The sequence below is a fragment of the Massilia soli genome (assembly GCF_016809835.1).
In the GTDB taxonomy this organism is placed as follows: domain Bacteria; phylum Pseudomonadota; class Gammaproteobacteria; order Burkholderiales; family Burkholderiaceae_D; genus Telluria_A; species Telluria_A soli.
In genome coordinates this window covers 32,506-46,224 of the sequence record NZ_JAFBIL020000003.1, presented here as the reverse complement: position 1 = coordinate 46,224, position 13,719 = coordinate 32,506, and the positions used below count along the sequence as shown (strand labels likewise).

Here is a 13,719-nt window from a genome sequence, read left to right as displayed (position 1 = left end):
CGCTGGCCCGACAGCCCAGAAGAGCGGCGGTCGAGCTGCAGCGAGAGCAGCCCATTTGCGAGCAGCGTTCAACGCCGGGCCTTTCGCGCACGTGCCCACTATCGAGGGCTCTGCAGCGAAGCTATGTAAGTAGCGAATCATGTGCATCAGTTCCCGAGATGATTTCTTAACTTCACACGCCACTGCCATCTCCGCGGAATCTGCATTAATGTAAGCGACGAGATCAAAAGCCCAGTCGGCAGACTGCAACCCGAGCTGTGGCCCAGGCCAGCCGTAATCGCGGTGCAAGCGTCCGAGGGCCGCAATAGTGATGATCGGTTCTAGCCACAACGTTATTGGCCGGGGGAGAACCTGCTTGGAGCCCTCCCAGAATAGAACCTCGGTAGCCATGCTACGCGCGGCCCTGTACCGTCCACCTCCAATGTCCCCAACTAAGCCAGTATCAAGGCAATATGTAAAGTCTGCGGCATCCTGGTGAGCAAGTGATCCGAGGCCGTTCTTGAAACCGCAAACGTTGTAGTTCCGTGCGGGATCGTCGCAGTAGACTGGCAACCACTCCGCGGTAAGCCGGCGCTCGAACTCTAGCAAGGTAGAGTTGGGAATTGAAGTCATCCGTTTTCCTAGTTGCGGTCTTGTAGAAAGATCGCGATGATTTTGGATCGCTCATTTGACCATTCTTCAAAGCCAGCTTTAAGCAAATAGCGTTTCGACCAAGCTTCACACTTTACCCAAAGACTTAGCGCGATGATCAGCAGTGCCAATACCATGAGGTTCAAGCCCCAGCGCGGCATGTCTTCCATGATCGCCCAGGCCACTACTAACGCGAAGCAAACGGCGATCATTTTCACCAGCAGTTTTAACGCTGTCTTCATCTTTTTGCTCCTGATTAAGCGGCGACCGCCGCGCTGCAGCTCGTGGCTGGCATCGGTACCGCTGGAATTTTTCCGGCATCTCTACCTTAGGGTGCTGGCGGCACCGAAAACTACCCCTGGCACAAAAAGGCCGATGAACACGGCATCCCTAAGGCGCTCGTCCAAGCGTGACTTCTTCCAAGACTCACCTCGCTCCGTAACGCCGAACCATGTACCCCAAGCCCCGAAGAATACTCCCAGGGTAGCCAGCGCCTTATACCATGCGACTGGGCTTGACCATTCGACGCGACCTGCTGTCGTCGTTAAAACAACTGCCAGTGCGATAGCTAAACCACTGCCAATTAGCGATTGAAGCAGATGCCTCCTGAAAGACTTCGCGAACTCACTACTGCCGGCTCCCGCGAGCTGCTCGTATCCAGAGTGATTGAACACGATAAGGTAGAGGCCTTTAAGAAGCATGCTGTTTTCCGCTCCGATCTGATTCAGGTACTGACTGCTTCGATATCAGCTAAATTGATATAACAGACAACCCTTGAGTTGCTAGTGATCTTGACGAGGTTCGGCGATTTCGCTTGATCCCAGTTCGCAAGGGAGCCGCTAAATTCTTTGCCTCCACGCGTGAAAACTGTAATCGCAGGGTAATGATCGTGCGAATCCTTTTTCGACAGGGAATCCAGCACTGCTTTGATTGTGTTCATTGAGTATCCTCGTTGGGCCGACACCACGCCGGACCTTCTCATTAAAGTCGCCAGCTCGTGGCTGGCTTCGGTACCGCTTGAATTTTATCGTCTTCTCTACCATAGGGTGCTGGCGGCACCGAAAACCACCCCTGGCACAAACAGGCCGATGAACACGGCATCCCTGAGGCGCTCGTCCAAGCGTGACTTCTTCCACGACGCACCTCGCTCCGTAACGCCGAACCATGTGCCCCAAGCCCCGAAGAATACTCCCAGGCTAGCCAGCGCCTTATTCCATGCGAATGGACTTGACCATTCGACGCGTCCAGCTGCCGTCGTCAAAACAACCGCCAGTGCGATAGCTAGACCACTGCCAATCAGTGATTGAAGCAGATGCTTCCTGAAAGGCTTCGCAAACTCACGACTGCCGGCTCCCGCGAGCTGCTCGTATCCAGAGTGATTGAACACGACAAGGTAAAGGCCTTTAAGAACCATGCTGTTTTCCTAGTGAACGGTGGCCGGGTACACGAAGTCCGATTCTGGCGTGAATTGGTAGTGCGTCGGGTCGCCTTCAAAGACCACGTAACCCTCGATGCCGCGCTCGCGCATGCCTTGCACTGCACGGCGGGCATTCTCAACCGAGAACTGGTCCAGCTCGCCCTGGTCAACCTTCACGCCACCAGTCGATACGCCTTCACCCTCGATTAGCAGCGCCACTTCGTCCTTCGATCCGACCTTGCGGCCATAGATTTTTTTCTTCATCGTATTCCCTGCTCTTTAATAGGCCTGTCCTTCGGTCGGTGCCATGAGGCGAACCAACTGATAGGTCCACTTAGCACCGTAGTCGGTCGACCCGTAGGCGTAACGTTCCGCAGCGGCCGCCTCATCCATGGTCAGCGCGTGCAAGCCTCGCATTTGCGCCTGCCGGAGACACTCACGGAAAACAGCTTCGCGCTCGGCTTGAACCCACGCGTCAACTGTGCGGCCTTTTCGCTTGGAGCCCTCGGTTTGAAAGGCCAGGTAGATGCTCTTCGCCAGCTCATGCCGCGGTTCAAAAATGTCACGCATGGGTTTTCCGATCAAAGGGATGCCGACCAATGGCCAGCGTTACAGGCCTGTTTGAGGGCCGTGGCAAAGCCGTTCGCGCAGCCAGGCGACACCAGTTCGGACACAGCGCGCACACTGGAAATTTTCCGCTTGCGTTCCATCGCGTACATGCGACCAATCCGCGTGGCTTTCGCCATTGCATCCGGGAAGTCGGCCGGATTTGCGTTCAGGTTAAAGAGCTTCGTCATGGCGTCCGTTTTCCTTGACTAGCTAAACACGCTGAGGACCGACCCCAGCAACGCGAGGCCTACCCCAAACGCTTGGGTCTTTAATCCACCAACTGCCGACACTACTACCTTTTTTTCGAGGTCGCGGATGGTGAAAGCTATTTGACTGTTTGCGATCCTGGCGTCCAGTCGTGCCGTGGCGATCGATTCGGTCAGTTCGCTATGGCTTTTTGTAATCAGTGTTGTAAGCTCAACTACAACTCGCTCAAGTTCCGCAACACGTCCATCGATAGTCGAGGGCCGACAGGTGATTGCGCCACTGGTAGTGCAATTGCTCTGGATTGATGCGGCCGCGCTTAGCTCTATCGTTTGCGGCGGCTTGGGATAGTCGTGAACCCACTTCAACGCCTCCGCGATAATGCCACGGCCCTTGAAGAGGCCAACATTGCCATCCAGTGAAATCAGGACAAGCGCTGCACCCACAGCCTGCAGCAAGGCACCCGCAACCTTATTGAAACCTGGACCGTTGCCGTCCATTGTCCAGTTGCCGCCAATAGCGACTACGACCGATACGAGCAACAGAGACCAAATTGGCCAAGGTCTAATAATTAGCCACTGAAACCATCGTTTCATGCATTTTCCGATCAGGTTTTCTCAGCCGCTTTGGCGAGGTGCTAACCGCTTCTTGTTCATCAAAAGATCATTGCCGCAGCGCATGCCTCTGGCGTATCCAGCCGCACCCGAAGCATACCTGGGCCCCAGGAGCTTTGTAACTATCGCTCAATGCTGGCAATCACCTGGCCGGCATCAGGCAATTTGACGCCAAACATGCGAACCATCTCAAAATCCGCATTCAAGACGGCGCAGGCTCGAATGAACGCCTCGCGCGGATCAGACAGACGTTCGTGTGCGACACATTTCAAGGCTAGGCACTTGTCCTGGATATGTTGAGAACCGAACCCGAGCTTGGCGTGACTTATCTTATGCGCGATCTGGTGTGCGAACTCGTTTCTAACCTCGCGTATCGCATGTAAGTCAGCCCTAACTATTTCGCTGATGAGGCCAAGCACGTGTAGCAAGTCTATCTTTGCGGAGAACGTGGCCAGTGGGCCATTGCCTTCAAAGAGACGCTTCCATGCTTTCGATTCCGGGTGCAGGAACGCTTCCAGGGTCGCATGAAGGGCTTCCTCCACCCACGCGGATCCAACTATCGCAACCCCACGGTCGGTTTGCTCAGACATTTCTTCGACGAGTGCCTGCATACGGGCCAGAGCCTCGGCGGAGTAAGGATCACGCGTGCTAGTCATGTGAGTTTTCCTACTTCAATCCGCGCTGCCGGCAGGGCCGAAAACGTCGCCCTCTGCTTCCTCATCATCCGGCGCACCTGGTGCGCGATGGTTAGGATGCCCGTTCGGGTTCATCAGCTTCCCATTGTTTCCCTGAGCCTTGTCGTAGGTGGGATTCGTACCGTTATATCCGATATTCGCGTTCAAGGTATCTGCCTTGTTCTTGTCGGCCGCAAACTGCTCTGCTAACTTTCGCACATCCATATGTATCTCCATAATGCTGGTTACCGACCAGATCGCGGGCGCAACGACAGCGCTGGGATTTTCCTAGCGCACGCGCCTGAAAGCGATTAGGTCAATCAGCCGCCGGCCAGACTCGCTCTCGCAATGCTCGATCGTGATCGTTACCAGCCCTTCCTCTTGCATGCGCTGAACTTCGCGCACATCGCTCTGGAAAGATCCATCAGATTGCTTTGATGCTGGTTGGAGGGTCGCAGTAGCGCCTACAGCCGTTGCCTGGTATTTTTCGCGTGCAGTTGTCGTCATGATCTTCCTCCTTGGCCAGCACAGCCTCTCAATGCCTATGCCCCATCGTGTGGGGCGTAGGTTCTGCCAAATTTTTCCTTGGTTTCTTGTCGCCCTCTTTTTGCGCTGGCGTCCGACCACCGCCCGTATTCGTTCGATGATCGTGGCTGCCATCTTGCTTTCGCTCCCCCAGGTATCACCCCATGCTGGCCAGGCGATGTATCGCCACCGAAGATTTTGTCAAATTATCCCGTTGCAGCTCCCCTGTTTGTCACGGCATGGAAGCGTCAAGCGCTACGTGACATTGCGCTTGAACGTGCGCGGCTATGCTGGATCGACACGAAGTGGCCCGAGGAACGACAGATGGAGTAGCTTGAGCTTGTGTTCTTCGGTTCCGAGGCTGAATCCCCATCGGTGTTCCATGAATTCCAGTAGTTTCAAGCCTCTGACCTTTATCTCGTGCGCAGTCCACTCATCTTTTGCGGCAACCTCGAGCTCGGAGTAAGAGCCGTTGGCATAGCCATTCCTTTTGACAGCGCCAGTCTTGTCGATTTTGGTCTGCTTCTTGCTGGGAAAATCATCATTCTGCAGTTCGGAATTTATGCTTGCCGACAAAGGCAATAGATTACCAAGTGAACCGCGCAAACGCGTTTGCTGCTCTTCGGTAAAATCGCTGAAGCGATTCACCCAATATGGCTCATCCGCGGTCTGTGGATAAACGTGTTCAATCGAGAATCTGTCCGCTGTGCTCTTGATGAAATTGCTCCATCCAAGCTTTTCCACTCCCCGGAATTTCTTGAGTTCCTCCTCGTACTCAAACAGGAAGTATCGGAGATCCCCCCAGCCATAGAAGCCATCGCCATTTGTCGCGAACTTCTTGGAGATGAATTCGAAAAAGGGATTGCTGTTGAATACGCCGTCCTTGTTGAACACCCAAGCCAGATGCTTGTTCAAATCGATCATGACGTCATCGACCGTCTTGTCCCGCTTGTACACCGCGCGCGCGAGACGGTAAAAGTGACTGCTTCCGTAATTTGCTTGTGCCCGACTGACCCGGAATGAGAGGAAGATGAATCGTTCGATACCGTCGAGTAGGTGCATTCTTGCAGAATCGCCTTTGCTGGTGAGTAGCAGCGCCGCCATGACCAAAGGGCGGAAATAGCTTATCTTTATCCGGTTAACTTTATCCATCATCACCTGCTCGGGCAGATCGAGGATGTCCCCCGCGTCTGCCGGATGAAAGGTCGAGAACCAGAACCTCGCTGAAGTGTTCAAGCTGATCACATAATCGTTCAGTTCGGCAATGGTCAGCCTTGAGCGCATTTTCGGGACGAAAACGGGAGGTGAATCGTCCTCCTCTGCGTCAAAGGTGTCGTCCTGAATCTCGATTGACGCAAGTTTGGCCGTGCTCACGACAAGCTTCTCCAGAACTTGCTTTGGGGAGAAATAGTCATTCAGCAGGTAGTCGATATAGTCGCTGCCCTTGTTGCGGCTATATTTGAAGTACATGATCCAATGCGCGTGCAGGAATTCATCGTCGTCCAGGGGCAGTCGCTTGTTGCGTCCTAGCTGGTAGTAGACCTCTCCCCACGTATCGTTGATTTTGCGTCGGGCTGACTCGGCCACATCCGCGCCGACCTCAAGAGGGTCGTACAGGGTGGTCAGGTAGATCAGACGATTCTTGAGCAGTTCCAAATTGGATAGCTTCTTTCCACGATTGTTCATGGTCTCGAACGCCACGAAAACGTCGAAATTACCTTCGATCTCATACAAGTTGAAGAGGAAGCGTCGCGTCAGCTTGTCATACAAGGTCTCCAGTGCGTCCAGTCCCTCCGCCGCCAGAAGAAGTCGAATATTTTCCTGGAAAAACGCTTTGGCATTTTCCAAATTCAGCGTGTAGAACGTTTCCTGCTCATGGGTAGAGGCCTTGTCATTGAATATTCTCGACCTTAAAAATGCGGCAGAATGGTTATTCTTCTCATATCCGAATTTGTATGTGTGAATCGTTCCGTGCCGTGGCTCGGTTTTAACGATAAAGGTCTTCCTGATGTCGTCAATGCTCGAGTGACCAAGGTAAATTTTGTCGGACGGCTTCCCCTGGCTCGCCGGCAGCGCTTCCACCGCCTCGATTAGGCATTGGATGAAGATCGATATTGTCGTTAGACGTTGCTGACCATCGACCACGTGAAATGCCGTGTACTGCTTTCCTTGAATAAGCCACTGCTCGTCATTCCACAGATCTGTCACCTCCGCCGGAACAGGCTTGATGGAGATGACTCCGGTGTAATGCGAGCGCGTACCACTCAAACTGGCGAGATCTTCCCAGAACTCAACCAATTGCTTGGCGCCCCAGGAATACCCACGTTGATAGTCGGGAATGCGAAATAGCTTCTTTGTGAAAATATCGTCCAGCGACTGCAGCTGCTTCATATCCGCTCCCTGAGTTTGTTCATCTGCCCCACTTTGCTTGACCGATCATCATGGTGCCGTTCGCTTGTGGACGTAAACGTCGAAAGCCAAAAGCACCCAACAAGAAAAATTTGTTGCAAGAGTTTAACTAAAGGTTAAAATATTACAGTAAGGCATGCAATTTTTGGCATGCTTTTCTCAAAAAGACGTCTAACGAGAGGTCGATCTCCCTCGCATTAGGGCTAGCATCAAAGCTGTCACATCTTTCCTTGGTGCCGGCACCGGCCGGATCGGGGCACCAAGTGGCGCCAAATTTTCCTTGACGTTACTGTTACTCGTTTCGAGCCGGACTGGCGTTCTATGAGCGACCTTCTTTGTGGGAAACGAGGTTCACCTTGAATGCTTTGGAATCGGAATACGCTCTCGTAATACGGATGGGCATACTGGGGAGCCTCTTCCAACGAAGGACTGTGTCGACTACCGTCTGTTGCGCGGACGCGCCGACGACTATTCCTGTGAGCTGCGTCGGGTTGAACCGCACGGTCCCAGGGCCGCAGTCGTTGAATGATGTGGCGCCTTGACGTCGGTGTGTTCTGTCAGGACTGCGGTTCCGTTTTGATTGCCCTTGCCATCCAGAATCGCATACTCGGTGATGTCATCGCAGCCCATAAAGCCTGTCGTACGGTTCGAAAGCCGCTCGAGTAGTTCCCCTGGTCGAAGACCAACAGCATCTTCAACAGTCTGCTCTGCTTTCATCTCGACGCGCATTATGTATTTTCCACTATGTCTCGTACGAGAGATGAGATCTCGAATACTGGGTTCAATTTGCTCTGATCCTCACTTGGCCAGGCACATCGCCGGACCTTCTCATTAAACCAACTAGACCTGCTTTTGCTTACCAATTCAACTCGTGTATGCGAATACGGGCATGGGGGTCGAGCGTGGACGGTATTTTTCGCGCTCTTGCACCACTTTATCTCGTTGTTCGCGTAACTGGTCATCGCGGTTCCAAGCGCCTGGCTCCTGCGGAGACTGTGGCAAAGCCGCATACTCGCGTAGGCGCCGTGCGAGATCCGATACATCGAGGCCAAGATCTGCGTAGCCAAACTGCCTCGCCCAAAAAAACTCGCTGTACTCGGGAGGGTCGTCAAACTCCCATGTCCCGGCAACATGGCCTTCCAGTTGCTCTATGCGATATGGCATTCCCAATATCTCATACATCAGTTCCGCCGGCAGCGCCTTCCAGTTGACGTCGAACTCAAGCGGATCGAATACAGGAGGACGGACAGTAGATGCCCAGCACCCACCAGTCCCAGCTGGGCGTCCTTCTTCGGTTCCGTCGTCAAGGGCGACGTGGAGGCAGGCATTTGCTAAACGGTCCAAGTGCGCAACGACCAAGATAGCGAGGTAGCTAACCTCCTTCATATTGCGCTCCCGCTCACGTGCTTCCTCGCGCTTCCATGTGAGGCGTCCACCGAGCCACACCCCAGCAAGGCCAGAAACCGCAGTTACTGCGCTCTGAACTACCCCCCATTCGATTTGCATATGTTGTCCTTCGATTTGGATGCGGCCACTACAGAGTGAGCTTCCTCTGTCGAATGCTCGGGTTTAAAAACCCTCCAGTTGTTCTCGAACTGTGCAAGCGCAGTGGGATAAACTCCAGGCATTTTAGGGTCAGCGAACCCTTTCGCAAACAGCGCATCGTTCGACCGTAGCTCGGATCCAGGCACGATGAAGTACTGCACCTGCTCACCAGGCCGGTTCAGTATCGCGAACACGTAGACGTGTGTAGCTTCAATGCGGCTACGGCTTAACAAAAACCAGTTTCGGTGTCTAACAGTTTTGACTTGTACGATGAACACCTTGCCGGTTTGCGGGCGGTGGGCGAGCAGGTCGATCGATTTTGCGTTTCCGAACGTGACAGAAGTCTGCAAACCGAGCTTCAACAGCTCGGCCGCGACAAACAGCTCACCCGCGAGTCCGCTAATCTGACCATCCGCGCGCACTTTTTTTATCGGTTTGGAGATAGTACTTTCCACGCTTTTCCGTTCTATTTCAGACGCACATAAAGGTGCACATGCGGTGAGTTCTCTGCCGAGGCCTCTTTAACCTCCACGAACGGTAGACGACGAATCAATTCGCTGAGCTTGTCACATCCGTAGTTTCTGGAGTCGAACGCCGGCATGTTCTTAAGGATAAGGTTGCCGACCTGGCCTAGTGGCGCGAATCCATCATCTCGGGTGGCGGCGGCGATAGCCTTCCGCAGCGTTTCCTCAGCTTCGCCCATGGAAATGGGCGGTCGTAGTTGATTCGCCGCCGTCTTCGTTGCTCCCCCTGACTGCACGGCACCAGGCCGAAGAATTTCGGTATAGATGAATTTGTCGCACGCGGCAACAAACGCTGCTGGGGTCGTCTTCTCTCCAAAACCATAAACGGCTAAGCCACTCTCCCTAATGCGCGTTGCCAGTCGAGTAAAGTCACTATCCGATGAAACGAGGCAAAATCCGTCCAGTTTGCCGCCATGCAGGAGATCCATTGCGTCGATGATGAGCGATGAGTCAGTGGAATTTTTTCCTACCGTATATCCAAATTGTTGGATTGGCTGGATAGCCATCATGTGCAGCGTTTCTTTCCCCCCCTTAAGATTTGGTGTCGTCCAGTCGCCATATGCGCGTTTGACTGTCGCGGTCCCATAGGTCGACACCTCAGCTAACAACTCTTTGATGATGGATGCTTGAGCGTTATCGGCATCGATAAGAACTGCCAAGTTTAAATTTTTGGTCAAAGTTTTTTCCTTTAATTCGGGATTGGGTCGATCGGCAACCCCATCAACACACCATCCTGTGCAGTGCCGGCGATGGTGATCTGCCCTTTTCCGTCCTCCTCAAATGCGACGCAGCAAGGATGCGGTGTTCCGGCTTGCGTAACCCATTCGCCCAGCATTGCACTTCGCCATCTAGCAGCACCACGATTCGGCCCGGCCGACGTAGCCCCACTGTTCGCGCCAACTACTACTGGTCGCCAGCTTAGGCGCATTAACCGCGACCGCGCGTGAGCGCCGCCATGTCGACTTTACCAGCGATCGATCTCATTCTCATAGCGCTGCGCGATGATCTGCCGGGGTACGAAATCAGCTCAAGCACGTTGCGTGCGTACTGACGATCTGCTGCGCCTCGCTTCTCGTCTTGCGCAATGTCCGCCAATTCCTTCGCCCGATCATCGCGCCTGGAATCGTGATCTGCAGCCAGCAACTCTGCTTCGATGACAGCGCCTGCTCGGTCTGTTGCGATCTTTTCAGCAGCGGGCAGTGTGTATAAATATTCCATTATTTCTTTTGTTCCTGCCACTCCTTCGACAATCTGTCGAAATAGGGACGGCTTTATCGTTCGCAGTACGAGCAGGACAGCAACGACGATTGGGTCGAGGTAATGATTTGGCGGCGTTTGGTGCATTACGATCATCAGGCGGGTTGCACAGCGCTCCCTAGCACGCAGCGTAAGCTGGCAAAGATCGGCCAGTTGCGTGAAGTACCGTACGAAATGTTCGCGGTCATATTGAAGTTCAGCGTTGGACGTCCGTTCGGCGAAGACCTCATCCAACCCAGTCCGCTTCAAGATCAGGTCGGTAAACGGCTTTCCGCCAATTGTCGGTAGGCCCAATTCCAAATCGATAAAACGTCGCAAATACTCGGGCGCGTTGATGCCGCTTCCGTATACAGCAGCGGTACTTGCCTCTAATTGGCGCTTGTCGATCGACAGCACGAATACGATATGCGGCACGTCGAAGAGATGCTTAACGCGCTCGAGGAGCGTAATTGCGAAGTCGGGCCGGCAACGGTCGAGTTCGTCGATAAAGAAGATCAGGTTCTTCTGCTTTCCTGCGGCCGCTAGCTGCTCCACCGCGGACTCAAGGTCGGAGCGGAACTTGGTAAGGATCTCATTCTCTTGTTCAAATCGTTCAACGAGGTCGTTCGCGGTAGCGCCAGTAAGCTCGGCTGCGATGGCTTCAACGTCTGATTCCACATCCAAAACACCAAGAGTTGCCACTTTGATGCCTGCGATCAGGCCACGCTTGGCGAGAACACCTGTTCCCTTCTTTATTGTTTGCAAGCGATCGCTGAAGGTCTTAGCCGCTTCGCCTGCGGGCAATTGGATCTGGTTAATAGCTGACACCATGGGGACCAACGGATCTGCCACATAGTCAGCTTTCCATGCGTTGAAATGGACACATTGAAAATTTTCCTTCCGTAGCACCGCCTGCAGCATCGCGATTAGGGTCGTTTTTCCCGTCCCCCACTCGGAATCGATCGCCAGCACAAACGGGCCCGTGGTGCGACCGACAAGTTTAGCAAGAAAGTCGACCACTTCTTTACGGTTGAGTACATCGTTCAGAAAAGGATTTTCGTCCGGGACTTCGATCTCATGAATTCGTGAGGTCATTGTTGTTCATCCTTAATGAGGACCGCTGAGGTCAAGTGCGTTCATTCCGAAAGCGCGCACCGCTAGAAGCTGATGACGCAGTTTTTTGGCCCTGTTGGAGCGCACTGTTCCCTCGATGCGCGTCGGCCCCGCGGGCCGCGGACCTGTCGGCCCGAGAGGTTGTCCAAACGTGTGATCTCGTACGCTACTTCATCGCCGGCCGTGTGCTGCTTATGCAGCACGGCGGCAAAAGCGCGATAGAAGGCCGCCAGCATCGGCGTTTGTTAACAATGGCCCGTCGCGATCTGAAATAAGCGCTCGTCTTGCAAGGACTTTTTTAAGGTCCCTTCGACCAGACGGGTGGTCGTCAGCCTTAAACTGAATTTTCATATTTTCCTCGCTGGCCAGCCACACTGCCGGACCGTTACATTGACGACGCCAGCTCGTGGCTGGCATCGGTACCGCCGGGATTTTCCGCCGGGTTAGCGTGGTGCGATGCCGCCGTCAACCAGAGCTTTGTCCACGGTTCATCCGCGATTACGCGTGGATCAGCGCACGCAGTTTCGAAACCTTTTTAGCTTTTTTCGGGTCGGCGGTTTCCACGAGATCGAGGAGCTTTAACAGATCATCGTCACGACAGCGATTCGCATGGATCAAACGCTCGCACAAAACGGCGCGCATAGTAGATATCCTGGCGATAAAATTATGCAGATCCCTTACGTAGACATGCTTCTGCTGCTTTCCGTAAATTCGTCGCTTTATATCAATCTGGCCAGCTATCTCTGCATTAACGCCGGTGATTACCTTCAAGATGAAATCCAGCATCAGATCGTATCGATCCTCTGCAATTGCCAGTTTCAAATATTTGTCCGCATGTCCCGCGACGGTGGACATGTCATTCGCGTAATACGCAATGGCATCAAGTATGCATCGAACATCGCCTTTGAGTAATCGGGCTTGTTCGAGGACCTCGTAGTACCGCAGGTCTCTCGGATTGCCGATGATCGCTGCCCGTGCAAGTTGGATCGCTTCATCAACATTATCGTTTTCCAAGGCACGGCACGCGTCAACCGCATCTCTCACGTGCTGTGATGAGCGTGACATCTCCTGCCACGCTACGCCGAATCGTCGTAACTCGAGCGCTTGGTAGAAGTCGGTAACAAATCTACCCCCATCCCTGATCGCCCGGGCGCAGCCCTTTTCTACGGTAGGAAACACAGGTGAAAAGCGGCACGCGATCCCTTCAAAATCGTCCTTACCAAACCCTTCGCTAATCCAGTCCTCCGGATCCGTCTCGAACTGACGAATGTTGTAAGGAATGACGCCCAACGCCTCCCATTCCGCGCCTGTCTTCACCCTTCTAAAAAGCGCCACCAACCGGGAATTGACTGCGATCGCCACGGAAAAAGATGGCGTTTCGAGCAAAAAATGTCTGCGGGGCTCCGGGATTCGGCAGGTTTGGAACTGTTTCATATCGCGCGTTTTAATTTCTTCCTCGGTCAAGTTGCGGTTGTGATCTTCTTGAGCCGGCCTACAAAAGCGTCTCTAGAGCCTGTCCGATCCTGATCACAATGCCTGCTTGGCGCCCAGCTTCTTGTGCAAGGAATGACTTGATCTCTCGGCTCTGATGCTCACTCTTGCCCGCTTTGGAGTGACGCACAAAACTCAAGAATTCGTAACGGTTTGGATGGGTGCCAGTCATATCGAGAGCGAACTTTGCGTTGACGACGTTTTGATGCTTCGACTGATTCACGATGTCTGCAAGATATACGTAGTCCTTGTGCGACTGGAGCTCTTCGATCAACGGCCCTAAGACCGGCTGGTGAACCTGGTGTTTCTTGATGACGTCATTAAGATAACCGGTCCATTTCGCGGTACCTAGACTTAAAGCGGTCGCCGTGCCAACAATGTCCGAGACGGAATGCAACGCTTGTACAGCCGCTAGGCCGAACGCAGACGCCCTGAGCGTAATTTCGTCAATACGATTCTCGTTGAAACGAAATATTTCATGCATCAAATCGATTTGCGATCGATCTTTAATCACGTTGGCTTCGCATTGCTCGAGATCTTGCAAATGAATCTTAACGTGCGCGAAACGGTTGACGACCGAACTCCAACTCGCCTGGACAACGTCTCGTTGGTCTCGGTTGAATCGTCGCTCCACTTGACCTAGCAATCCTGAGTAATCCCAACCTGACATTTCTTCCTCTTACGAAACGGTTTTAGTTGCACGTCCACAAAATTATGACACACGTCTA

19 protein-coding genes are annotated in these 13,719 nt (G+C 53.4%); all 19 read right to left on the bottom strand.

Going from position 1 to position 13,719, the window contains the following annotated elements:
- Positions 1-620: 620 nt before the first annotated feature.
- Positions 621-872 carry a hypothetical protein gene (locus I4X03_RS07690; RefSeq protein WP_223467640.1) on the bottom strand — a complete coding sequence of 84 codons (252 nt, stop codon included), beginning with the start codon at positions 870-872 and terminating at the stop codon, positions 621-623.
- 482 nt (positions 873-1,354) lie between these two features.
- Positions 1,355-1,570, bottom strand: coding sequence for a hypothetical protein (locus I4X03_RS07685; protein WP_223467639.1), 216 nt, complete (start codon positions 1,568-1,570; stop codon positions 1,355-1,357).
- Positions 1,571-1,666: 96 nt separating this feature from the next.
- Positions 1,667-2,044 (bottom strand): hypothetical protein, encoded by a 378-nt coding sequence (locus I4X03_RS07680; RefSeq protein ID WP_223467638.1) that lies wholly within the window; start codon positions 2,042-2,044, stop codon positions 1,667-1,669.
- A 9-nt stretch (positions 2,045-2,053) separates the two neighbouring features.
- Positions 2,054-2,311 (bottom strand): hypothetical protein, encoded by a 258-nt coding sequence (locus I4X03_RS07675; RefSeq protein ID WP_223467637.1) that lies wholly within the window; start codon positions 2,309-2,311, stop codon positions 2,054-2,056.
- Positions 2,312-2,326: 15 nt separating this feature from the next.
- Positions 2,327-2,617: a hypothetical protein gene (locus tag I4X03_RS07670; RefSeq protein ID WP_223467636.1), complete on the bottom strand. Its 291-nt coding sequence runs from the start codon at positions 2,615-2,617 to the stop codon at positions 2,327-2,329.
- A gap of 11 nt (positions 2,618-2,628) precedes the next feature.
- The gene (locus I4X03_RS07665) at positions 2,629-2,844 is read right to left on the bottom strand and encodes a hypothetical protein (RefSeq protein ID WP_223467635.1); all 216 of its coding nucleotides are present in this window, start codon (positions 2,842-2,844) and stop codon (positions 2,629-2,631) included.
- A gap of 18 nt (positions 2,845-2,862) precedes the next feature.
- On the bottom strand, positions 2,863-3,456 hold the full coding sequence (locus I4X03_RS07660; protein WP_223467634.1) for a hypothetical protein: 594 nt from the start codon (positions 3,454-3,456) through the stop codon (positions 2,863-2,865).
- 140 nt (positions 3,457-3,596) lie between these two features.
- Complete coding sequence (locus I4X03_RS07655) at positions 3,597-4,130, bottom strand: MltR family transcriptional regulator (protein ID WP_223467633.1); 534 nt, start codon at positions 4,128-4,130, stop codon at positions 3,597-3,599.
- A 15-nt stretch (positions 4,131-4,145) separates the two neighbouring features.
- Entirely contained in the window at positions 4,146-4,373 is a 228-nt protein-coding gene (locus tag I4X03_RS07650; RefSeq protein WP_223467632.1) for a hypothetical protein, read from the bottom strand.
- A 63-nt stretch (positions 4,374-4,436) separates the two neighbouring features.
- On the bottom strand, positions 4,437-4,655 hold the full coding sequence (locus I4X03_RS07645; protein ID WP_223467631.1) for a hypothetical protein: 219 nt from the start codon (positions 4,653-4,655) through the stop codon (positions 4,437-4,439).
- Positions 4,656-4,958: 303 nt separating this feature from the next.
- Positions 4,959-7,064: a DUF262 domain-containing protein gene (locus I4X03_RS07640; protein ID WP_223467630.1), complete on the bottom strand. Its 2,106-nt coding sequence runs from the start codon at positions 7,062-7,064 to the stop codon at positions 4,959-4,961.
- Positions 7,065-7,550: 486 nt separating this feature from the next.
- Positions 7,551-7,811 carry a hypothetical protein gene (locus I4X03_RS07635; RefSeq protein WP_223467629.1) on the bottom strand — a complete coding sequence of 87 codons (261 nt, stop codon included), beginning with the start codon at positions 7,809-7,811 and terminating at the stop codon, positions 7,551-7,553.
- 135 nt (positions 7,812-7,946) lie between these two features.
- Positions 7,947-8,588: a hypothetical protein gene (locus tag I4X03_RS07630; RefSeq protein WP_223467628.1), complete on the bottom strand. Its 642-nt coding sequence runs from the start codon at positions 8,586-8,588 to the stop codon at positions 7,947-7,949.
- Positions 8,567-9,082 (bottom strand): hypothetical protein, encoded by a 516-nt coding sequence (locus I4X03_RS07625; protein WP_223467627.1) that lies wholly within the window; start codon positions 9,080-9,082, stop codon positions 8,567-8,569. The genes I4X03_RS07630 and I4X03_RS07625 overlap by 22 nt, the downstream gene beginning before the upstream one ends.
- A gap of 11 nt (positions 9,083-9,093) precedes the next feature.
- The gene (locus tag I4X03_RS07620; RefSeq protein ID WP_267874037.1) at positions 9,094-9,828 is read right to left on the bottom strand and encodes an NYN domain-containing protein; all 735 of its coding nucleotides are present in this window, start codon (positions 9,826-9,828) and stop codon (positions 9,094-9,096) included.
- An 11-nt stretch (positions 9,829-9,839) separates the two neighbouring features.
- A complete protein-coding gene (locus tag I4X03_RS07615; protein ID WP_223467626.1) occupies positions 9,840-9,986 on the bottom strand; it encodes a hypothetical protein in 147 nt (48 codons plus the stop codon).
- Between the two features lie 92 nt (positions 9,987-10,078).
- Positions 10,079-11,482 (bottom strand): KAP family P-loop NTPase fold protein, encoded by a 1,404-nt coding sequence (locus I4X03_RS07610; protein WP_223467625.1) that lies wholly within the window; start codon positions 11,480-11,482, stop codon positions 10,079-10,081.
- 516 nt (positions 11,483-11,998) lie between these two features.
- Entirely contained in the window at positions 11,999-12,964 is a 966-nt protein-coding gene (locus I4X03_RS07605; protein ID WP_223467624.1) for a hypothetical protein, read from the bottom strand.
- Positions 12,965-12,992: 28 nt separating this feature from the next.
- On the bottom strand, positions 12,993-13,661 hold the full coding sequence (locus I4X03_RS07600; RefSeq protein ID WP_223467623.1) for a hypothetical protein: 669 nt from the start codon (positions 13,659-13,661) through the stop codon (positions 12,993-12,995).
- Positions 13,662-13,719: the final 58 nt, after the last annotated feature.